Below are 19,464 nucleotides of genomic sequence, written 5' to 3'. Positions count from 1 at the left end.
GCCATCGGGTCGGCGCCATCGGCATATTGGGCGGAAAGCTCGGTCAGGGCGGCGGCCGCCTCGCCCTTCATGATCATGTCGAAAAGATCGAGGATGCGGCCCCGATCCGCCAGCCCCAGCATGGCGCGGACCTGATCGGCGGTCGTCTCGCCCGCGCCGTGGCTGATCGCCTGATCCAGCAGCGATTGCGCATCGCGGGCCGAGCCTTCGGCGGCGCGGGTGATCAGGGCTAGCGCCTCGTCCGTGATCTGCGCGCCTTCGGCGTCCGAGATTTTCCGCAGAAGGGCGATCTGCGTTTCCGGTTCGATCCGGCGCAGGTCGAACCGCTGGCAGCGTGACAGGATCGTGACCGGCACCTGCCGGATTTCGGTTGTGGCGAAGATGAACTTGACGTGGGCGGGCGGTTCTTCGAGCGTCTTCAAGAGCGCGTTGAACGCGTTCTTGGAGAGCATATGCACCTCGTCGATGATGTAGATCTTGTAGCGGGCCGAGGCGGCGCGATAGTGCACGCTGTCGATGATCTCGCGGATATCGCCGACACCGGTGCGGCTGGCGGCGTCCATTTCCATCACGTCGACGTGGCGGCCTTCCATGATCGCCGTGCAATGCTCGCAAACCCCGCAGGGATCGGTCGTCGGTCCGCCTTGTCCGTCGGGGCCGATGCAGTTCATGCCCTTGGCGATGATCCGCGCGGTCGTGGTTTTGCCGGTGCCGCGAATCCCGGTCATGATGAAGGCTTGCGCGATCCGGTCTGCCTTGAATGCATTGCGCAGCGTGCGCACCATGGCGTCCTGACCGACCAGATCGGCGAAGGTTTCCGGCCGGTATTTGCGGGCGAGAACCTGATATTTCGGCTGGTCGGACATGGCGGCCTTGGGCATGGGATTCGGATGCGGATCAGCCTAGGGTGCGTCACCGGTGAGGTCCACCGCTGAGAGGGGGTCGGTCATGGACGGCTTTGCGATTTACGACATTCCGGCGGGCGGCGGCACCCTTGCCATCGCGCCGATGCCGGGCCGGACGCGGCACTATTACACCGACTGGCTGCACCTGATGGACTGGCGGCCCGATCTGGTGATCTCATTGACTTTGCAACATGAATTGATGCGCAAGGGCGCGGGCACATTGGGCAGTGACCTTGAAAACGAGCGGATCGGCTGGCTGCATCTGCCGATCCCCGACATGGATATTCCGCCGAATGATATCTGGCCCGAGGCGCGGCACAAAGCCCTGAAAACTCTGGCATCCGGCGGCAAGGTGCTGGTCCATTGCTTCGGCGGTTGCGGCCGGTCGGGGATGCTTTGCCTGCGCCTGATGATCGCCGCCGGAGAACCGCCGGAGGCGGCGCTGGACCGCCTGCGAAAAGCGCGCCCCTGCGCCGTCGAGACCGAGGCCCAGATGGACTGGGCGCTGCAGGGCTAGCGCTTCTTGTGCTTGGCCTCTATCGCGCCCTTGACGATTTTGCCGAACTTGCGATGCCGGCCCCGGGCCTGTGCGATGGTCTCGGTCGCCAGTGCATTCTCGCGTTGCAGCTTCTTGTAGCGCCGCAACCGATCGGGGTCGATCTCGCCCGCAGCGACGCCCGCCTGCACCGCGCATCCCGGTTCGGTCTCATGGGCGCAGTCGCGGAACTTGCATTGCGTCGCGGCTTCGGAAATTTCGGGGAAGGTCGCATCGATGCCGAAGGCGACCTCGGCCACGCCCAGCCCGCGCATCCCCGGTGTATCGATCAGCCAGCCGCCGCCCTTCATCCGGTGCAGTGACCGCGCTGTCGTCGTGTGCCGCCCGCGGGCGTCGTCCTCGCGGATGTCCCGTGTCGCCGCCGTCCCGCCTGTCAGGGCATTGGCGATGGTGGTCTTGCCGACACCGGATGAACCGGTCAGGGCAATCGTCTGCCCCTTGCCGCACCAAGGGGCCAGCACCGCGGCCACGTCATCGCCCTTGGCGTTCAGCAGGATCACTTCGAGGTTACGCCCCAAGACCTTTGCCTGATCGCTGTAGGTGTCCGGTTCGTCCACCTGATCGGCCTTGGTGATCAGGACCACCGGCGTGACCATCGCGTCATGGGCCATCGCCAGATATCGTTCCAGCCGTGCGGGATTGAAATCATCGTTGCAGGATGTGGTGATGAAGAGCGTGTCGAGATTGGCGGCGATCAACTGCTTGTCGCCTGTGTGATATTCAGTCCCGCGGGAAAGCTCCGTCTGCCGGTCCAGCACGCGGGTCAGGCGGTGCTGTTCCGGCACGCACAGCACCCAGTCTCCGACGGCGACGGTTGCGGTGGTGATCCCGGGGTCCAGCGTCAGTTCCAGCGGGCCGATCTCGGAAAGCGCGTTCACGCGGTCGCGGTGGACCTGTACGATGCGGGCGGGGGTCTGGGTGGTCAGCGCGTCGATATCGAGCTGCGACATGAAGATGGGCGACCAGCCAAGGTCGGCGCGTGTCAGGTCGGTCAATGATCTGTCCTCGTCATGAAAAAACAGTGCGATGACCGCAGGTGGCGGTCAACGGGAACCGGACGAGGGAACGGAAACAGGCTCAGCGCACCCCTGCCGGGAGGATCAGGTCGACGACACTCATAACCATCCTCTTCTGCTGGACGTGGCTGGGGGCGTTTGCGCAGGCAAACAGCGAGGTGAGAGGCTGACAACGACCCAAGCGGGGCTCGTTATGGCTGCTACCTTCCGGTCCTGACCAGGTTGGCGAGGCGCCTGCCCGCGCCAACCTCTCACCCTGCGATATAGGACGGGTCCCCCGAGTCTGCAACCCGTCAGAAATGACGCAGGTATCCGGTTCCATCGGTGCTGCAGACCCAATCCGGCGGCAGGGTGTCGGGCTCGCCCGCGCGGCGTTCGAGAAAGAGGGTGGTTCCCGGTGCGGCAGAGAAGGACCAGACCTGTTCGTGCGGAATGTCCCGCGCTGCGCCTGCGGCAATGGCGTCGGTCACCATCTCGGGCAGGCTTTGGTCAGAGGTCCAGAGCACGTCATCGTCCGCGATCACCGGAAAGCCGCCGCCGCCCTGCCGCCGGAAGCCGGTGGCCGCGACGACGAAGGTGTCGTGGTCATCCACAGGTCGCCCCGCAAAGCGCAGGTCGGTGATCCGGTCGAGGTTGTCGGCCTTCGCCGGTTGCGCGAGGTCGATCTGGTAGTGCAACCCGAACAGCCCGTCGCAGAAATAACCGGCGCTGTCGGGATTGATCAGCGGTTGTGGCGGTTTCACGGGCAGCACATGCGTATAATGCGTGGCGCTGCGCGCAAGCCAGGCGCGCAGTTGTCGCCCGGTCTGACGCAGGGCGCAAAGTCGGTCCCGGAAGGGAAAAAGACAACTGGCATCGCGATATGTCAGCCCGCCCGCCGGCAAGGTGATGCGGCGTTGCCGCCCCTTTGCCCCGGCTGGCTGGAACGGTGCGACGGCGGCAACGGGGCAGGGCCTGCCGATGGCGCGGGCGACGGTATCGCGCATGATCTTGGCCAGAAGCCGCGCGACGGGGTCGGGCGCCACGGTGGCGAACTGGTTGTGCAGCGGCTGACCGGATGGCCCGAGGGGCACCCGCATCCGCACCAGATGCGACTGATGTGCGGGGGTCGCAAGGTCCTCGATCGCGATACGGGCGGGGCTGGGGGGCTGGTCGGGTTGAGTGATCTTGTGCAGCCTGACCTTGTGTCCGGTGATCCGCCAGCCGTCAGGCTGGTGGCAAAGCGCAAGGTCGATCTCGCCCAGCGATGTTCCGTGATAACCCGCCATGACCGCAGGCTTGCCGCAAAGGGTGCCGTTGACATGATCGATCATGCCGGTCCCAGGGCCTGAGGGGTCGGGAAAGCTGTCGTGCGTATGGCCCATCAGGACCACGTCGATCCCCTCCATCGCGGCGATGGTCTGGGCGGATTCGTCCTCGGCGCCACCGATCCCGCCATGGCACAGCGCGACGATCACGTCCGCACCGGCGTCTTGCAGCGCCGCAATGGTGGCGCGGGCGGCGGTGGCGATGGGCTGCGTCGCGATCCCCTTGGCCTTGGTCAGCGAGGGTGGGGCAAAGCCCGTGACACCGATGCGGATGGTGCGCGCTCTGCCGTCACTGCAAGGGATCGCGCGCGCGATGATCCGGTAAGGCTGCCAGACCGCCACGCCCGACAGGGTCGTGACATTCGCGCTGACGATCGGTGCGTCCAGTTGTCGGCCGAAGGTGGCCAATGCGCCACGGCCGTAGTCGAACTCGTGGTTGCCCAGGGTGATCGCGTCATAGCCCAGGGTATTGAAGGCCTGCGCAAGCGGGTGGTGCCGGCTGTCCGCGAGCATATCCGCGAGGGGTGTTCCTTGCAGGAAATCGCCGTTGTCGCACAAAAGGCAGGCCCCCTTGCGGCGGGCGGTGATCACATCCGCCAGACGCGCGAGGCCAAGGCTGTCGTCCGCGCGGTCGGCGAAATACTCATAGCCCAGCAGGTGCATATGCAGGTCGGTTGTCTCCAGTATCCGGAGCTGGCCGGTTGGGTGCATTGTGCCTTCCTCGTTTCATGCAATCCTAAGATGTTTTTGAAGGGTGGACCACCGCATATTCCTTTCGCAAATTGAACTCGCCCGCGCGCCGTGTCATTCCGGCGCCATGAGGATTGCAGAGACAGTGACGTTCGGCGGCTCGGGGCTGGATCGCGCGGCAGAGCTGCGCGGCGACGTGGCGGCTTTGCGGCAGCGTGCGGGGGCTGTGGCGATCCTTTTGTGGCGTGGCAAGCCCTTGCTGTCGGGTGAAAGCCTGCAACGGGTGGCGCTGGATCATCCGGTCATGGCCGACGCGGCGGCGGATCTGGTGTTTCTGGGGCTGGAGGACGGCGCGCCGGTCTTTGCCGCCGATCTGTCCGGCTGGACCCCGCCTGCGCTGGATGACCGCACGCTGAACCAGTTTCTGGACCCCTCGCAGCAGGTGCATCCGGGCCTGCCGGATGCGGTCTTCGCCGAGCTGCGGGCGGTGATGACGCGGCTGACCCCGCGTGAGGCCGAACTGGCGGCAACGGCCAAGGCGATCTGGGGCTGGCACGAGACGCATCGGTTCTGTGCCCGATGCGGGGTGCAAAGCCGGATCGCCATGGCAGGCTGGCAACGCGATTGCGGGGCCTGTGGCGGGCGTCACTTTCCGCGCACCGATCCGGTGGTCATCATGCTGATCACCCATGGTAACAACGTCCTTCTGGGCCGCTCGCCGGGCTGGCCTGCGGGCATGTATTCGCTGCTGGCCGGTTTCGTCGAACCCGGCGAGACGATCGAGGCGGCGGTGCGTCGCGAGGTCTTCGAAGAGGCCGGCATTCGTGTCGGGCAGGTCAGCTATCTGGCCAGTCAGCCATGGCCTTTCCCCGCATCGCTGATGATCGGCTGCGCGGGTGCGGCGCTGGATGCGACGATCACCATCGATCCCGTCGAGATCGAGGATGCCCTTTGGGTCAGCCGCGAAGAGATCGCCCTTGCCTTCAGCGGTGATCACCCCACACTGCTGCCCGCCCGCAAGGGGGCGATTGCGCATTTCCTGCTGGAAGCCTGGCTTTCGGACCGTCTGGCGTGAAAGGACACCCATGAAGTTCAGCACCCGTGAAGATATCGAAGCGCCGATCGGGTTCGTCTTTGAGAAAATCAGCGATTTCGACGCCTACGAGCGGCGCGCCCTGCGGCAGGGGGCCGAGGTCTCGCGCCGCACCGAGGGTCCGGCAGCGGTCGGGACCACCTGGGATATCGGCTTTTCGTTTCGCGGGCGTCCGCGCAAGGTGGTGGCGGAACTGACGAAACTGGACCCGCCCTCGGGTCTGGTGATCACGAGCGCCTCGGAGGGGCTCGATCTCGTGACGGAGGTCGATCTGATCGCCCTGTCGCAATCGCGGACGCGGGTGATGGTCAACGTCGATCTGCGCGCCAAGACCCTGACGGCACGGCTTTTGCTGCAGTCGCTGAAACTGGCCAAGTCCCGCACCGACAAGCGCTTTCGGGCGCGGGTGCTGGATTATGCCGAGGATATCGAGGACCGGTTCCGCCGCGAGGGGTGAAGGGGGCTTTGCCCCCACGGCCTGGCGGCCGTTCCCCCAGGATATTTTCGGGCCGATAATGAGGCTAGTGGGCTTTCTCGTGGCGCCGTGCGGCTGCCGGATAGACCCCCATGATCAGCAGGTGGTCGGTGAAATAGGCCAGCTCTTCGAAGGCCAGTTTCACGTTGGCATCATCGGGGTGGCCTTCGATTTCGGCGTAGAACTGGGTGGCGGTGAAATCGCCGCCGACCATGTAGCTTTCCAGTTTGGTCATGTTGACGCCATTGGTCGCGAAACCGCCCATGGCCTTGTAAAGGGCCGCCGGGATGTTGCGCACCCGGAAGACGAAGCTGGTCACCATCCCGTAGGCCCCCCGTCTGGCATAGTCGGGGTCGCGGGCCATGATCAAAAAGCGGGTGGTATTGCGGGCGTGATCCTCGATATGGCGGGCCAGCACCTTCAGCCCGTAGATATCCGCCGCCAGTTCCGAGGCGAGGGCCGCCTTCGCGCGGTCCTGGCCTGCGGCGACTTCGCGCGCGGCGCGGGCATTGTCGGAGCTGACGCGCCCCCGGATCCCGTGCTCTTTGAGGAAAGCGGCGCATTGCGGCAGGATCACGGGGTGGCCATGGGCCTCTGTCACGTCCGCCAGCACCGCGTCGGGCGTGCCGAGCAGGTTGATATGCACCCGCACGAAGGTTTCATCGACGATATGCAGCCCGCTTTCGGGCAGCAGGGAATGCACATCGGCGACGCGGCCATAGGTCGAGTTCTCGACCGCGATCATGCCCAGATCGGCCTCGCCGTCGCGGACGGCCTGGATGGCGGTGTCGAAGGTCGGACAGGGCAGCGGGTCGTGATCGGGGCGCGCGGTGACGCAGGCTTCGTGACCGTAGGCGCCCGGTTCCCCCTGAAACGCGATCTTGCGAGACATTGATTGTGTCCTCCTTGCCCGTTCACACCGAAAATGGGCACTTGGTCGCGGCTCTATACCTTGCAACTTTGCATGGGAAGCGGGTAGATACCCGCCAAATCGGGAAGGGAATGGAACGCGACATGTTCGACACAATGACGATGACAAAAACCATTGGTGCGCTTTGCGGGACATGGCTTGTCTTTTTGCTGGGCGCCTGGCTGGCCGAAGAAATCTATCATGGGGGCGGCCATGCGGGCGAGCAGGCCTATGTGATCGAGGTCGCGGATGCCGGCGGTGAGCCCGAAGAGGTCGTCGAAGAAGTGCCGTTCGACGTGGTCTTCGCCTCGGCCAGCGCATCGGACGGCGAGGGCCTGTGGCGCGCCTGCCGGTCCTGCCATGCGCTGGAATCAGGGGTGCATGGCACTGGCCCCGCGCTTTATGGTGTCGTGAACCGTCCGGTGCAGTTCTACGATGATTTCAACTATTCCGGTGCGCTGATCGAAGTGAACGATGTCTGGGCGCCCGAAGCCCTGAACGCCTTTCTGGAAAACCCGCGCGGCTATGCCCCCGGCACCTCGATGAGCTATAACGGGATGCGCAGCATCGAGGATCGCGCCGACCTGATCGCCTATCTGGCGACCAACGGCGGCTGACGCGGATCGTCTGCAGGTCTTGAAAGCCGCGCCCTTGGGTGCGGCCTTTCAATTTGGGGTGGATGCTTCACCTGTCGATCACGCAAACTCAACTTGAAAGTTTGCCAAACTGTCCATTTACTTCATTTACTTCGGCAAGGGCCCCTTCAACGCGAGGAAGCAAAAAGATGCAAAGACGTCCCACCGCGCGCGCGACAGCAAGACGGATCGACCGGTCAGAGGTGTCCGGCAGGCGATGGGTGATCGGGTCGTTGGTGGGGTGCGCGGCACTTTGGGCGGCATCCGAGGTCTTTGCCGATGCGCATGATCCTGTCACGATCAGCCACGGCTACACCAATTTCGGCGAGCTGAAATACGGGCCGGATCAGGTCCTTGACTATGTGAACCCGGATGCGCCGCAGGGCGGCGAGTTCTCGCAGTGGGCGCAGGGCAATTTCGACAGCTTCAACCTTTACACGCGTCAGGGTGTGGCGGCGGCGCTGTCCACCATCGGCTATGAAAGCCTGCTGATCAGCACCGCTGACGATCCTTACGGGTCTTACTGTTACCTGTGCACGACCATCGAATATCCCGAGAGCCGCGACTGGGTGATTTTCAACCTGCGCGACGATGTGATGTTCTGGGACGGCACCTTCATGGATGCCGAGGACATCAAGTTCTCGTTCGAATTGCCGCTGGAACAGGGGATCACCGAATATCGCGCCGTCTATTCGGAGTTTGTCGACTCGGTCGAGGTGCTGGATACCCACCGCATCCGGTTCAATTTCTCGGACACCGCACCGCGCCGCGATGTGGTCACTTGGGTCGGTGGCACATCCGCATGGTCGAAGGACTGGTTCGTGGCGAATGAGGTCCGGCTGGATCAGACATCGGACGCCCCCTTCATGGGCACGGGGCCTTACCGGCTGGACAGTGTCGACATCGGGCGTCAGATCGTCTATCGCAAGGACCCCGACTGGTGGGCGACCGATCTGCCGATCAATCAGGGCCGCAACAATTTCGAGACGCTGCGGGTCGAGTATTTCGCCGATAGTGGTGCCGCTTTCGAAGGCTTCAAGGCTGGTATCTATACCTTCCGCAACGAGAACAGCTCGCTGCAATGGGCGACGGGCTATGATTTTCCGGCCCGTCAGAACGGCTGGGTCAGGGTCGAGGAGCTGCCCGACGGGTCCATCGGGACGGGGCAGGGGTTTGTCTTCAACATGAACCGCGAAAAGTTCCAGGACCGCCGCGTGCGCGAAGCCATCACCTACATGGTGAATTTCGAATGGATGAACGAGACGCTGTTCTATGGGCTTTATGAACGGCCCGAATCGTTTTGGGACAATTCCGATCTGAAGGCGACGGGCGTGCCTTCGCCCGAGGAAATCGCGATCCTGCAACCGCTTGTGGATGAAGGGCTGCTGGATGCGGCGATCCTGACCGATGAAGCGGTGGTCGCACCTGTTTCGACGACGGTCGACCGCCCGCTGGACCGTGCGTCCTTGCGCGCCGCATCGGCCCTGCTGGACGAGGCGGGGTGGATCGCGGGCGCTGACGGGCTGCGCCGCAAGGATGGCGAGGTGCTGTCGGTGACCTTCCTTGAACGCTCGCCCCAGTTCGACCGGATCATCAACCCGATTGTCGAGAACCTGTCGCGTCTGGGCGTGCAGGCGGTGCTCGACCGTGTCGACAACGCCCAATATGTCGAGCGGGTGCGGGGCGGACAGTTCGATATCGTGAATGCATCCTTGGGGCAGGATTACGAACCGGGGCAGGGGCTGGCGCAGTTTTTCGGCTCGGCGGCGGCGGATGACAGTTCGCGCAACCCGATGCGGCTGAAACTGCCTGCCGCGGACCGGCTGATCGAGGTGATCGTGGGGGCCGAAACGCTGGAAGAACTGACCGTCGCGACCCGCGCGCTGGACCGCGTCTTGCGGGCGGAACGGTTCTGGATCCCGCAGTGGCAGAAGGGCGTTCATACCGTGGCCTACTTTGATATTTTCGAATTCAAGGAGGTCCCGCCTCTCGCGCTGTCGCCCATCGACAACTGGTGGTTCAACGCCGAGCGGGCCGAAGAGTTGCGCGCAGCCGGCGTCCTTCGTTAGCGTCCGGGCCAGATGGGCGCCTATATCATCAGGCGATTGCTGCTGGTGATCCCCACCTTGCTGGGGATCATGGTGATCAACTTTGCGCTGACGCAGTTTGTCCCCGGCGGCCCGATCGAGCAGATCCTGGCCGAGATGGAGGGGCAGGGCGATGTCTTCGAGGGGATCTCGGGCGGTGGTTCGGAATTGCTCGGGTCCGGCGATAGCGACTATATCGGCGGCCGGGGCCTGCCTGCGGATTTCATCGCACAGCTTGAACGGGAATTCGGGTTCGACAAGCCGCCGCTGGAACGCTTTCTGAACATGATGTGGAATTATGTGCGGTTCGATTTCGGCGAAAGCTATTTCCGGTCGATCAGCGTGTTCGATCTGGTGATGGAAAAGATGCCGGTCTCGATCACGCTGGGGCTTTGGTCGACGCTGATCGCCTATCTCATCTCGATCCCGCTGGGGATCAAGAAGGCGGTGCGGGACGGGACACCTTTCGACACATGGACATCGGGCGCGATCATCGTCGGCTATGCGATCCCCGGGTTCCTCTTCGCGATCCTGCTGATCGTGCTTTTCGCCGGCGGCAGCTATTTCCGTATTTTCCCGCTGCGGGGTCTGACCTCGGCCAACTGGGAGGACCTGAGCCTGATCGGCAAGGTGCTGGACTACTTCTGGCACATCACGCTGCCGGTGCTGGCCTCGACCATCTCGGCCTTCGCGACGCTGACGCTGCTGACCAAGAACAGCTTTCTGGACGAGATCAAGAAGCAATACGTCATGACCGCCCGCGCCAAGGGCCTGACCGAGTCGCGCGTGCTTTACGGCCATGTCTTCCGCAACGGGATGCTGATCGTCATTTCCGGCTTTCCGGCGCTGTTCATCGGGGTGTTCTTCGGCGGTTCGCTGATCATCGAGACGCTGTTCTCGCTGGACGGGCTGGGCCGACTGGGGTTCGAGGCGGCGGTGGCGCGGGATTATCCGGTGGTCTTCGGCACGCTCTTCGCCTTTTCGCTGATCGGGCTGGTCGTGGGGATCCTGACCGACCTGACCTATGTGCTGATCGACCCGCGCATTGATTTCGAGGCGCGCAACTGATGGCGCGTCGGTTCCTGTCCCCGCTCAACCAACGCCGCGTGCGCAACTTCAAGCGCAACCGGCGGGCCTATTGGTCGCTGATCATCTTCGGGTTCCTGTTCGGCCTGTCGCTCTTCGCCGAGTTCATCGCCAACGACAAGCCGATCCTTGTCAGCCATCGCGGCGAGTTGAAGATGCCGATCTTCAGCTTTTATTCCGAGGCGGATTTCGGCGGCGATTTCCCGACCGAGGCAGGCTATGGCGAGCCCGAGGTGGACTGTCTGATCGTGACAGGCGGGTTGGACGCGTGTTTCGACAGGCCGGAAGAGCTGATCCAGCTTGTCGCCGCCGGGGGCGATCCCGGTATCGCGGGGTTCGAGGCGGGCTGGATGATCTGGCCGATCATTCCCTATTCCTACAGGACGATTGTCGATGTGCCCGGCGTGGCGCCTTCGCCACCCAGCGCGGACAATTGGCTGGGCACGGATGATACCAAACGCGACGTGCTTGCGCGGGTCATCTACGGCTTCCGCCTGTCGGTGACTTTCGCGCTGACGGTGACCGTGCTGGCCTCGATCATCGGGATCGTGGCGGGGGCGGTGCAGGGGTATTTCGGCGGCTGGACCGACCTTCTGTTCCAGCGGTTCATCGAAATCTGGACGGGGATGCCCTCGCTTTACGTGATCATCATTCTCTTTGCGATATTGGGGCGAAGTTACTGGCTGCTTGTGTTTCTGACAGTGCTGTTCGGCTGGCCCGCCCTTGTCGGTGTGGTCAGGGCGGAATTCCTGCGCGCGCGCAATCTGGAATATGTCCGCGCGGCCAAGGCGCTGGGCGTGAAGGACAGCGTGATCATGTTCCGCCACATGTTGCCCAATGCGATGGTGGCGACCGTGACCATGCTGCCCTTCCTTGTGACCGGGGCGATCGGCGGTCTGGCCTCGCTTGACTTCCTCGGGTTCGGGCTGCCGTCCTCGGCCCCCTCCTTGGGCGAGATGACCTTGCAGGCCAAACAGAACCTGCAAGCGCCGTGGCTGGGGTTCACCGCCTTCTTCACCTTTGCGATCATGCTGTCGCTGCTGGTCTTCATCTTCGAGGGGGTCCGCGACGCCTTTGATCCCCGCAAGACCTTTGTCGCCGAAAGCGGCACGGCTGTGGACGCGAACGTCTTTGCCGAAACAGCCAAGTCCGAGGCCAAAGCGTCATGAGTGCCCCCGTCCTCGAAGTGCAGAACCTGCGGGTGGCGTTCCGGCAGGATGCGGCGGCAACCCATGCGGTGCGCGGCGTGTCCTTCACCGTGGGCAAGGGCGAAACCGTGGCGCTGGTGGGCGAAAGCGGGTCGGGCAAATCGGTGACCGCGCTGTCGACGGTGCAGCTTCTTGGTGACAGCGCGGTCATGGCGGGGTCGATCAAGTATCTGGGCGAGGAAATGGTCGGCGCGGACGACGCCGCCCTGCGCCGTGTGCGCGGCAATGACATCAGCTTCATCTTTCAAGAGCCGATGACCTCGCTCAACCCGCTGCACACGATCGAAAAGCAACTGGCCGAAAGCATCGAACTGCATCAGGGGCTGCGCGGTGCCGCGGTGCGCGCGCGGATCCTGGAACTGCTGGATCGCGTCGGGATCCGCGACGCCGAAAGCCGTCTGACGGCCTATCCGCATCAGTTGTCGGGCGGGCAGCGGCAGCGGGTGATGATCGCGATGGCGCTGGCCAACGGGCCGGAACTTCTGGTCGCGGATGAACCGACAACGGCGCTGGATGTGACCATTCAGGCGCAGATCCTCGAACTGCTGGAGGAACTCAAGCGCGATGTCGGCATGTCGATGCTGTTCATCACCCATGACCTGACCATCGTGCGCAAGATCGCCGACCGCGTCTGCGTGATGAAGGACGGCGAGATCGTCGAGGCGGGACCGACGGCCGAGATTTTCGCCAGGCCGCAGCATCCCTATACGCAGATGCTGCTGGCCGCGGAATCGACCGGTGGCCCGGCCCCGTTGGGCGCGCAGGCGCCGGTTGTGCTGCAAACGGAAAGCGCGCGCATCTGGTTTCCGATCCAGCGCGGCCTGCTGAAGCGGACGGTGGGCTACGTCAAGGCGGTGAACGACGCGACGCTGACCGTGCGCGCGGGCGAAACCATCGGCATCGTCGGCGAAAGCGGGTCGGGCAAGACGACGCTGGCGCTGGCGATCATGCGGCTGATTTCCTCGCAAGGGCGGATCGTCTTTCAGGGGCGCGAGATCGACAGGCTGACCCAGCGCCAGATGCGGCCCTTGCGCAGCGACATGCAGATCGTGTTTCAGGACCCCTATGGCAGTCTCAGCCCACGGATGAGCGTGGCCGAGATCATCGCCGAGGGGCTGGGCGTGCATGGCGTCGATCCCGGGCGCGACCGCCGCGACATGGTGGCCGAGATCATGCAAGAGGTGGGGCTGGACCCCGCGATGATGGACCGCTACCCGCACGAGTTCTCGGGCGGGCAGCGCCAGCGGATCGCCATCGCCCGCGCCATGATCCTGCGGCCCAAGCTGCTGGTGCTGGACGAACCGACCTCGGCGCTGGACATGACCGTGCAGGTGCAGATCGTGCATCTGCTGCGCGAGTTGCAGCAGAAATACGGGCTGGCCTATCTGTTCATCAGTCATGATCTGAAGGTCGTGCGGGCCCTGTCGCACAAGGTGATGGTGATGAAACAGGGCGATGTGGTCGAGGCGGGGGATGCCGATGCGATCTTCGACAACCCCCGGTCGGACTATACCCGCGCCCTGATGGCCGCCGCCTTTGAGGGGAAAGTCGCCTGAATCATCGCAATTTTAGCGATTGCCTTGAATGTGCCACTTTCAGTTTATATCGATTCTCGGGTGGGTAGAAATCCATCCGATTTCCTCCCCCCGTTTTAGCTAGTCATTCCCTGTTATCTTGCGTCTGTCTTTTCCTGTGATGGTAAGGAACGTTCGTGGAAGAAACGCGGATCATCAACCCCGTAGAGACCTATGAAGGTCTGCTCCCTGGCCTTGAGGCAGGGACAGAACTGCATGGCGGCAAGTTCCTGATCGAGCGGCAGATCGGGAATGGCGGGTTCGGGATCACCTATCTGGCCAAGGACACCTATCTCGAGCGCGATGTCGTCATCAAGGAATGCTTCCCCGAAGCCTTCTGTATCCGTTTCGGCGCCCGGGTTCAGGTCTCGTCGGCGCGGCTTGAGGCGCAGTATCGCCACTCGGTCGAGATGTTCATGCGCGAGGCGCGCAGCATCGCCAAGATGCGCCATCCCAATATCGTTTCGGTCCATCAGGTCTTCGAGGAAAACGGCACCGCCTATATGGTTCTCGACATGATCGACGGGCGCGATCTGGCGGATATCATCGAGGATGAAGACGACGTGCTGTCGCCGCAGCAGATCCACGAGATCCTTGTCAAGCTGCTGGACGCCATCGACCTTGTGCATCAGCACGACCTTTTGCACCGCGACATCTCGCCCGACAACATCCTGCTGGACAAATGGGGAAACCCTGCGCTGATCGACTTTGGCGCGGCCCGCGAGGACGCCAGCGAGAAGGTCAATCAGGTCTCGAAGATGCTGGTGGTCAAGGACGGCTATTCGCCGCATGAATTCTACATCAAGGGCGGGGCGCAGGGGCCATCCAGCGATCTTTATGCGCTGGCGGCGACGATGTATCACCTGATTTCGCGCCAGCCCCCCGCAGACAGCCAGACCCGTGTCAGCGCGTTGACCGCGCAACAGGACGATCCCTGCGTGCCGTTGAACGGCCGCTTCCCGCAATATGGTGCCGCCTTCCTTGCCGCGGTCGACAAGGCGATGTCGCTTGCGCCGAAAGACCGCTTTCAGTCGGCAAAAGCATGGCGCGGGATGATCGAGGAAGAAATCAAGACGGTGCGGGTCGTGCCGATGCCGCGGAACGCGAACGCCAGCAAGACCCTGAGCGAGCTGATCGAGGAAACCAACAAGCAGGTTCTTGCCGCCCCCGCCGAGGTCAAGAAGGCGGTGCGACCCGCAGAGCCGGTCAACAACGCGTCTGTGTTCCGGCCCGCCTGGGTGGATGAGTTCAACCGCGAGACCCTCGAAGAGGCCGAGCGTCGCCGCGCAGAAGAACGCGCCGCCCGTGAGGCGGCCCGTCAGGCCATGCTGGAACGTCAGCGTGAGGCCTCCGAGGCACAGGCCGCCGCCCGCGAAGCCGTGCGGCAGGTGCAGGAAAAGGAAAAGGAAAAGTCGCGCGGTTTGCTTGACTGGGTCCGGTCAAAGCCGCTTTAGCCGACGCGGCCTTTCAGGGCCGCAAATCAGCCGTCAGAGCCGATCATGAAACATTGCGTTCCGCGGGCTTGCAGCCTGCGGCAGGCTAGGTCCGCGCCTTCGCGTGTCATCCCCATGAAATTCGCGTCGAACCCGCCGCCACGTTGCACGACGCGGCGCAGCGCGCCATCGAGGGACGACATCTCGTTCAAGGCCACGCGCAAAAGCACCCTCTCGGCGTTGTAGCGTGAATCGTAGCGGCCCACGTTGATCCCCCAATGCCGCCCGCCAGAGGTCGAGATGCGGGTGACAACCTCGGGGCCCGTGGGCGCGACGGTTGTGGTGGTCGGGTCGGGTTGATCGACTGCGGCCAGGGCGACTGTTTCAGCAGCTGCCGCCGCGCCCTGGACCGGGCGCGGGACCGGGCGGACAGCGGGTGTCGCGGTCGCGATAGCCATGGCCATGGCGGGCTCTGGTGTCGGCGCCTCGGTTTCGGCCTCGATGATCGCTTCGGCAATGGCGGCGGTGACGGCCTCGGCCACCAGCGCGTCGATCACGTCGGTATCGACGGACGACAGCAGCAGGTCCGGTGCCGGTTCCGGTGCCGGTGCTGCGGGTGCCTCGGGGATCGGTCGAGCGGTGGGACGCATGCTGGTGCTGACAACACCGCTTGGCCGGATCGTGCGCGCCCCTTCGTTGCCGGACATCACACCCGGCGGGGCTGGACGGCGCAGCGATGCCGTGCGGGGGGCCTGCCCGAAGCCCATGTCCATCAGTTCGGTGATGCGCGCATTGCGGGCCGCGGTCGACGAGCCGCCGAAGACGGTCGCGATGATGCGTTGCTGCCCGCGCTGGGCAGAGGCGACAAGGTTGAAGCCCGCCGCGCGGGTATAGCCGGTCTTGATCCCGTCCCCGCCAGCATAGCTGTCAAGCCAGCGGCGGTTGGTGTGGTGAACCGTCGCGATGCCCGCATCGGCCGAGCGGCGCGAGAAGAGGTTGTAATACTGCGGGAAGTCATAGATGACATGCCGCCCGAGGATCGTCATGTCGCGGGCCGTGGACAGGTGGCCCTCTTGCGTCAGGCCGTGGGCGTTGCGGAATGTGGTGTTGGTCATCCCCATCGCGCGGGCGGTCCGGTTCATGCGGGTGGCAAAAGCCTCTTCCGAGCCCGAGATCGCCTCGGCGATGGCGGTCGCGGAATCATTGGCGGATTTGACCGCCGCAGCCCGCAAGAGAAACCGCAGCCGGATCGTTTGACCGGCGCGCAAGCCAAGCCGCGAGGGCGGCTCGTTCGCCGCGTTGCGGCTGATCGTGACGGGGGTATCGAGCGTGATCTCGCCACGCTCGACCGCCTGGAAGGCGATGTAAAGCGTCATCATCTTGGTCAGGGAGGCGGGATGGAGCCGCGTGTCGGCATTGCGGGAATGCAGCACCTCGCCGGTGCGGGCGTCCATGACCATGGCGGCATAGGGGGCGGCGGTTGCCCGGATCGGGGCCACCAGCACAACCAAAATCAACACAGATAGAAAGAGCCCCGATAGGGCCTTTTGTCCCAGACGTCTTGCCACGACGTGCCTCTTGCTCTGCCTCGACGGCCCCGAATTTTTCCGGTGGCCTTATTGTTGTTCGTTGAAGGTAACACAGGCTGCGATTTCGGAAAATACCCTAATTTCAAAGACTTTTGCGCGAAGGTTCGCGCGTCATTCTATATGTTGTGGTCTGCTGCGCGTTTGCCGCAAGATGGGCGATCCGTCCGGCGGCGGCCTGTTCACCGCTTTGTAAAGTGATGGGGTTTTCTTGCATTTTGTGTGGTTTATATAATACGCAAGCGAACCAAGGCAGATCCAAGCGATCCTGGGAATATATGATGGCAAACAAGACGGGTGACGGCGACAACGACGTCGGCGTGGTTCTTGAAACCAAGCCCAAGACCAAACGTCCGCCGATGTACAAGGTGTTGATCCTGAACGACGATTTCACGCCGATGGAATTTGTCGTGCATGTGCTGGAACGGTTCTTCGGCCTGAGCCATGCGCAGGCCTTTGAATTGATGCTGACCGTGCACAAGAAGGGCGTTGCCGTCGTCGGTGTCTTCAGCCACGAGATCGCCGAAACCAAGGTGGCGCTTGTGATGGATTTTGCCCAGCGTCACCAGCACCCGCTGCAATGCACGATGGAGAAGGAATAGCGGTTTCCGCTGTTCCCCGCAGATGTCAGCCTCGCGCCTGTCCACCGCCCTTGCCGATGGTCTTGTCGATCTGCCGGATGGCACCGTGTCGCTGATGCGTCCCCCGGCGAGCTTCGATGTGACGGGTCTGCCGCCCGGGCGCCTGTCGGTCATCCACAGTTTCTACCCCGAGGCGATGGCCTGGGCGAACGCGGGTTACCCGCTGCTTCGGAACCTTGAACCCTGCGACACGGCGATTGTCGTCGTCCCTCGCGCCAAGGCGCTTGCCCGCGCGATGGTGGCCGAGGCCTGTGCCAAGGCGCGTTTCGTCATCATCGACGGGCAGAAGACCGATGGCACCGACAGTCTTTTCAAGGAGATGCGCAAGCGACTGGGCGAGCTGCCGTCGCTGACCAAGGCGCATGGGCGCATGTTCTGGTGCGATGCCAGCGCGGCTTTCGCCGATTGGGCCGCACCCGCGACGCAGGCGGGACCGGATGGGTTCGTGACCACCGCCGGTGTTTTCTCTGACGGTGAAATCGACGCGGGGTCCGCCTTTCTTGCCGAACACCTGCCGCAAAAGCTGCCGCTCCGCATGGCTGATCTGGGCGCGGGGTGGGGTTATCTCAGCCATGCCGCCTTGCGACGCGCGGGCGTCGCCACCATCGATCTGATCGAGGCCGAGGCCCTGTCGCTTGACTGTGCGCGTCTGAACGTGACCGATCCGCGCGCGGCCTTCCACTGGGCGGATGCCACGAAATTCACCGCGCCCGCCTATGACGGGATCGTCATGAACCCGCCGTTTCACACCGGCCGCAGCGCCGATCCGTCTCTTGGGCGCAGTTTCATCACAGCCGCCGGGCGCCTGTTGAAACCGAATGGCCGATTGTGGATGGTGGCGAACCGGCATCTGCCTTACGAACCCACGTTGAACGCATCCTTCCGCAGCGTGGACAGCCTTGCGAGCAATGGTGCATTCAAGCTGTTCCTTGCCAGCAAACCCCGCGGCACTGACCGCCCTTAGGGAGACACCCCATGTCCTTTTCCATCTCAGGCAAGACCGCGATCGTCACGGGGGCGGCGAATGGCGTGGGGCTGGCCATCGGTCGCCAGTTCGTCGAGCAAGGCGCGAATGTCGTCTTTGCCGATATGGACGAAAAGGCGCTTGTCCATGAGGTGGGCGAGCTGGCCGACAAGGAAGAAAACGTCCGCATCTTCGGCGGTGATCTGCGCAAGAAGCTGACGATCGCGAACCTACTGTCGGCGACTGTCGATGCCTTCGAACGGGTCGACATTCTGGTCAATGCCTCGCGTCAGGTGATGGAAACCGACCCGTTGGATCCCGAAGACACATCAGTGAGTGAATTGTTGCAGCAGAACACCTTGACGGCTTTGCAGGTCAGTCAGGCGGTGGCCCGGCGGATGATCAAACAGGCCGAAGGCGACAGCAGCGGCAATATCGGCGCGATCGTCAACATCAGTTCGATTGCCGCGCGGCGGACCCATCCCGATCTTCTGGCCTATTCGATCAGCACGGCGGCACTGGACCAGATGACCCGCTCGCTTGCGGTCGCTTTGGCAAAGCACGGTATCCGCGTGAACGCCGTGGCCTTTGGCAGCGTCATGAGCGCAAGCCTGAAAGGCCGGTTGCGCGATGATGACGACGTGCGCGAGGCGATTGTGGACAACACGCCCCTGCACCGGATCGCGAACGCGGGCGAGGTGTCGGATGCGGTGCAATATCTGGCCTCGGATGCCTCGGCCTTTGTGACCGGTCAGATCATCACTGTTGATGGTGGCCGGACGCTGATCGACCCCGCGTCAGTCACCGCGCACTGATCATTCGGGGTGGATCGCGATACATTGGGACACGGCCGCGTTGGCTGCGGCCTGTTCGGTCGCCAGTCTTTCACGCAATGAGGCCAGCTTGGCCCGCTCGGCGTTGAGATCGATTGACACGGGCACGGTGCGGTCAACGGTCACGGTTTCGTCGCAGGGAAATCGGAATGTGGTGCCCTCACTGGTGCGCCCCTGACAGGACCGGCTGACCGTGCGGATGTCAGTTTCGGTCTTCAAGGCATAGCCACGCGCCAGATTGCCCTCGGTCTCGGTGATCAGGGCCGAGAGGACGCGGCTATCCCGCATCGCGGCATTGACGCATTGCTCGCGGGGGGTGGCGCAAGCGGCGACTGCGGCAAGCGGAAGCAGGATCAGGGCAAGGCGCATCGTGGTCTCCGGTTTTGGTCTGGATCATCGTGTGGTCTTCGCTATTGTGCCTAAACTGCACGCATTTGGCTATTCAATATCAGCGACCAAGGACGA

18 protein-coding genes and 1 other RNA gene are annotated in these 19,464 nt (G+C 63.5%); 12 read left to right on the top strand and 7 right to left on the bottom strand.

The genetic code is table 11. The features are described from left to right. On the bottom strand, window positions 1-866 hold an 866-nt coding region (gene dnaX / locus V7N12_RS04910), incomplete at its 3' end, for a DNA polymerase III subunit gamma/tau (protein WP_333713099.1). A gap of 82 nt (window positions 867-948) precedes the next feature. Between dnaX and V7N12_RS04905 the strand changes: the two genes are divergently transcribed. Continuing rightward, a complete protein-coding gene (locus V7N12_RS04905; protein ID WP_333713096.1) occupies window positions 949-1,422 on the top strand; it encodes a protein-tyrosine phosphatase family protein in 474 nt (157 codons plus the stop codon). Here V7N12_RS04905 and rsgA read toward each other — a convergent pair. The 3 genes from rsgA to V7N12_RS04890 form a co-directional block, all read right to left on the bottom strand. Next, window positions 1,419-2,456, bottom strand: coding sequence for a ribosome small subunit-dependent GTPase A (gene rsgA / locus V7N12_RS04900; RefSeq protein ID WP_333713094.1), 1,038 nt, complete (start codon window positions 2,454-2,456; stop codon window positions 1,419-1,421). The two genes, V7N12_RS04905 and rsgA, sit on opposite strands and share 4 nt — an antisense overlap. 177 nt (window positions 2,457-2,633) lie before the next feature. Next, window positions 2,634-2,731, bottom strand: an RNA gene (gene ffs, locus V7N12_RS04895) — signal recognition particle sRNA small type. 39 nt (window positions 2,732-2,770) lie between these two features. Next, a complete protein-coding gene (locus V7N12_RS04890) occupies window positions 2,771-4,495 on the bottom strand; it encodes a 5'-nucleotidase C-terminal domain-containing protein (protein WP_333713093.1) in 1,725 nt (574 codons plus the stop codon). Between the two features lie 106 nt (window positions 4,496-4,601). On the opposite strand from V7N12_RS04890, the gene nudC reads away from it, so the two are divergent. Further along, entirely contained in the window at window positions 4,602-5,549 is a 948-nt protein-coding gene (nudC, locus tag V7N12_RS04885) for an NAD(+) diphosphatase (RefSeq protein WP_333713092.1), read from the top strand. A 10-nt stretch (window positions 5,550-5,559) separates the two neighbouring features. Further along, entirely contained in the window at window positions 5,560-6,024 is a 465-nt protein-coding gene (locus tag V7N12_RS04880; protein ID WP_333713091.1) for an SRPBCC family protein, read from the top strand. A gap of 64 nt (window positions 6,025-6,088) precedes the next feature. On the opposite strand, the gene V7N12_RS04875 is transcribed toward V7N12_RS04880, so the two are convergent. Beyond that, the gene (locus tag V7N12_RS04875) at window positions 6,089-6,934 is read right to left on the bottom strand and encodes a prephenate dehydratase (RefSeq protein WP_333713090.1); all 846 of its coding nucleotides are present in this window, start codon (window positions 6,932-6,934) and stop codon (window positions 6,089-6,091) included. A 122-nt stretch (window positions 6,935-7,056) separates the two neighbouring features. On the opposite strand from V7N12_RS04875, the gene V7N12_RS04870 reads away from it, so the two are divergent. The 6 genes from V7N12_RS04870 to V7N12_RS04845 all read left to right on the top strand — a co-directional run bounded on the left by V7N12_RS04870 (window position 7,057) and on the right by V7N12_RS04845 (window position 14,996). Further along, the gene (locus V7N12_RS04870; protein WP_333713089.1) at window positions 7,057-7,569 is read left to right on the top strand and encodes a c-type cytochrome; all 513 of its coding nucleotides are present in this window, start codon (window positions 7,057-7,059) and stop codon (window positions 7,567-7,569) included. 167 nt (window positions 7,570-7,736) lie between these two features. Next, window positions 7,737-9,656: an extracellular solute-binding protein gene (locus V7N12_RS04865; RefSeq protein WP_333713087.1), complete on the top strand. Its 1,920-nt coding sequence runs from the start codon at window positions 7,737-7,739 to the stop codon at window positions 9,654-9,656. A 12-nt stretch (window positions 9,657-9,668) separates the two neighbouring features. Next, entirely contained in the window at window positions 9,669-10,742 is a 1,074-nt protein-coding gene (locus tag V7N12_RS04860) for a microcin C ABC transporter permease YejB (RefSeq protein ID WP_333713085.1), read from the top strand. Next, on the top strand, window positions 10,742-11,929 hold the full coding sequence (locus V7N12_RS04855; RefSeq protein ID WP_333713083.1) for an ABC transporter permease: 1,188 nt from the start codon (window positions 10,742-10,744) through the stop codon (window positions 11,927-11,929). The genes V7N12_RS04860 and V7N12_RS04855 overlap by 1 nt, the downstream gene beginning before the upstream one ends. Then, complete coding sequence (locus V7N12_RS04850; protein WP_333713081.1) at window positions 11,926-13,524, top strand: ABC transporter ATP-binding protein; 1,599 nt, start codon at window positions 11,926-11,928, stop codon at window positions 13,522-13,524. The genes V7N12_RS04855 and V7N12_RS04850 overlap by 4 nt, the downstream gene beginning before the upstream one ends. A 155-nt stretch (window positions 13,525-13,679) precedes the next feature. Beyond that, window positions 13,680-14,996: a serine/threonine protein kinase gene (locus V7N12_RS04845; RefSeq protein ID WP_333713079.1), complete on the top strand. Its 1,317-nt coding sequence runs from the start codon at window positions 13,680-13,682 to the stop codon at window positions 14,994-14,996. A 26-nt stretch (window positions 14,997-15,022) separates the two neighbouring features. Here V7N12_RS04845 and V7N12_RS04840 read toward each other — a convergent pair whose 3' ends face one another. Then, the gene (locus tag V7N12_RS04840) at window positions 15,023-16,435 is read right to left on the bottom strand and encodes a D-alanyl-D-alanine carboxypeptidase family protein (protein WP_333713097.1); all 1,413 of its coding nucleotides are present in this window, start codon (window positions 16,433-16,435) and stop codon (window positions 15,023-15,025) included. 404 nt (window positions 16,436-16,839) lie between these two features. Here V7N12_RS04840 and clpS point away from each other — a divergent pair, with 404 nt between their 5' ends. From clpS to V7N12_RS04825, 3 genes are read left to right on the top strand one after another with little or no spacing between them, the layout of a single operon-like run. Then, window positions 16,840-17,163, top strand: coding sequence for an ATP-dependent Clp protease adapter ClpS (clpS, locus tag V7N12_RS04835; RefSeq protein WP_333713077.1), 324 nt, complete (start codon window positions 16,840-16,842; stop codon window positions 17,161-17,163). A 22-nt stretch (window positions 17,164-17,185) separates the two neighbouring features. Beyond that, window positions 17,186-18,166: a class I SAM-dependent methyltransferase gene (locus V7N12_RS04830; protein ID WP_333713076.1), complete on the top strand. Its 981-nt coding sequence runs from the start codon at window positions 17,186-17,188 to the stop codon at window positions 18,164-18,166. A gap of 11 nt (window positions 18,167-18,177) precedes the next feature. Next, window positions 18,178-18,981 (top strand): SDR family NAD(P)-dependent oxidoreductase, encoded by an 804-nt coding sequence (locus V7N12_RS04825; protein WP_333713075.1) that lies wholly within the window; start codon window positions 18,178-18,180, stop codon window positions 18,979-18,981. Here V7N12_RS04825 and V7N12_RS04820 read toward each other — a convergent pair whose 3' ends face one another. Further along, on the bottom strand, window positions 18,982-19,368 hold the full coding sequence (locus V7N12_RS04820; protein ID WP_333713073.1) for a hypothetical protein: 387 nt from the start codon (window positions 19,366-19,368) through the stop codon (window positions 18,982-18,984). Window positions 19,369-19,464 lie beyond the last annotated feature (96 nt).

This window comes from Yoonia sp. (genome assembly GCF_036770585.1).
Classification (GTDB): Bacteria; Pseudomonadota; Alphaproteobacteria; order Rhodobacterales; family Rhodobacteraceae; genus Yoonia.
This window is presented reverse-complemented; position numbering and strand designations above follow the sequence as displayed.

Bases quoted from the DNA above. Each gene is read 5' to 3' on its own strand.
- V7N12_RS04905 (WP_333713096.1), top strand. From the start codon at position 949: ATGGACGGCTTTGCGATTTACGACATTCCGGCGGGCGGCGGCACCCTT.
- V7N12_RS04890 (WP_333713093.1), bottom strand. From the start codon at position 4,495: ATGCACCCAACCGGCCAGCTCCGGATACTGGAGACAACCGACCTGCAT.
- nudC (WP_333713092.1), top strand. From the start codon at position 4,602: ATGAGGATTGCAGAGACAGTGACGTTCGGCGGCTCGGGGCTGGATCGC.
- V7N12_RS04880 (WP_333713091.1), top strand. From the start codon at position 5,560: ATGAAGTTCAGCACCCGTGAAGATATCGAAGCGCCGATCGGGTTCGTC.
- V7N12_RS04875 (WP_333713090.1), bottom strand. From the start codon at position 6,934: ATGTCTCGCAAGATCGCGTTTCAGGGGGAACCGGGCGCCTACGGTCAC.
- V7N12_RS04870 (WP_333713089.1), top strand. From the start codon at position 7,057: ATGTTCGACACAATGACGATGACAAAAACCATTGGTGCGCTTTGCGGG.
- V7N12_RS04865 (WP_333713087.1), top strand. From the start codon at position 7,737: ATGCAAAGACGTCCCACCGCGCGCGCGACAGCAAGACGGATCGACCGG.
- V7N12_RS04860 (WP_333713085.1), top strand. From the start codon at position 9,669: ATGGGCGCCTATATCATCAGGCGATTGCTGCTGGTGATCCCCACCTTG.
- V7N12_RS04855 (WP_333713083.1), top strand. From the start codon at position 10,742: ATGGCGCGTCGGTTCCTGTCCCCGCTCAACCAACGCCGCGTGCGCAAC.
- V7N12_RS04850 (WP_333713081.1), top strand. From the start codon at position 11,926: ATGAGTGCCCCCGTCCTCGAAGTGCAGAACCTGCGGGTGGCGTTCCGG.
- V7N12_RS04840 (WP_333713097.1), bottom strand. From the start codon at position 16,435: ATGGTCATGGACGCCCGCACCGGCGAGGTGCTGCATTCCCGCAATGCC.
- clpS (WP_333713077.1), top strand. From the start codon at position 16,840: ATGATGGCAAACAAGACGGGTGACGGCGACAACGACGTCGGCGTGGTT.
- V7N12_RS04830 (WP_333713076.1), top strand. From the start codon at position 17,186: ATGTCAGCCTCGCGCCTGTCCACCGCCCTTGCCGATGGTCTTGTCGAT.
- V7N12_RS04825 (WP_333713075.1), top strand. From the start codon at position 18,178: ATGTCCTTTTCCATCTCAGGCAAGACCGCGATCGTCACGGGGGCGGCG.
- V7N12_RS04820 (WP_333713073.1), bottom strand. From the start codon at position 19,368: ATGCGCCTTGCCCTGATCCTGCTTCCGCTTGCCGCAGTCGCCGCTTGC.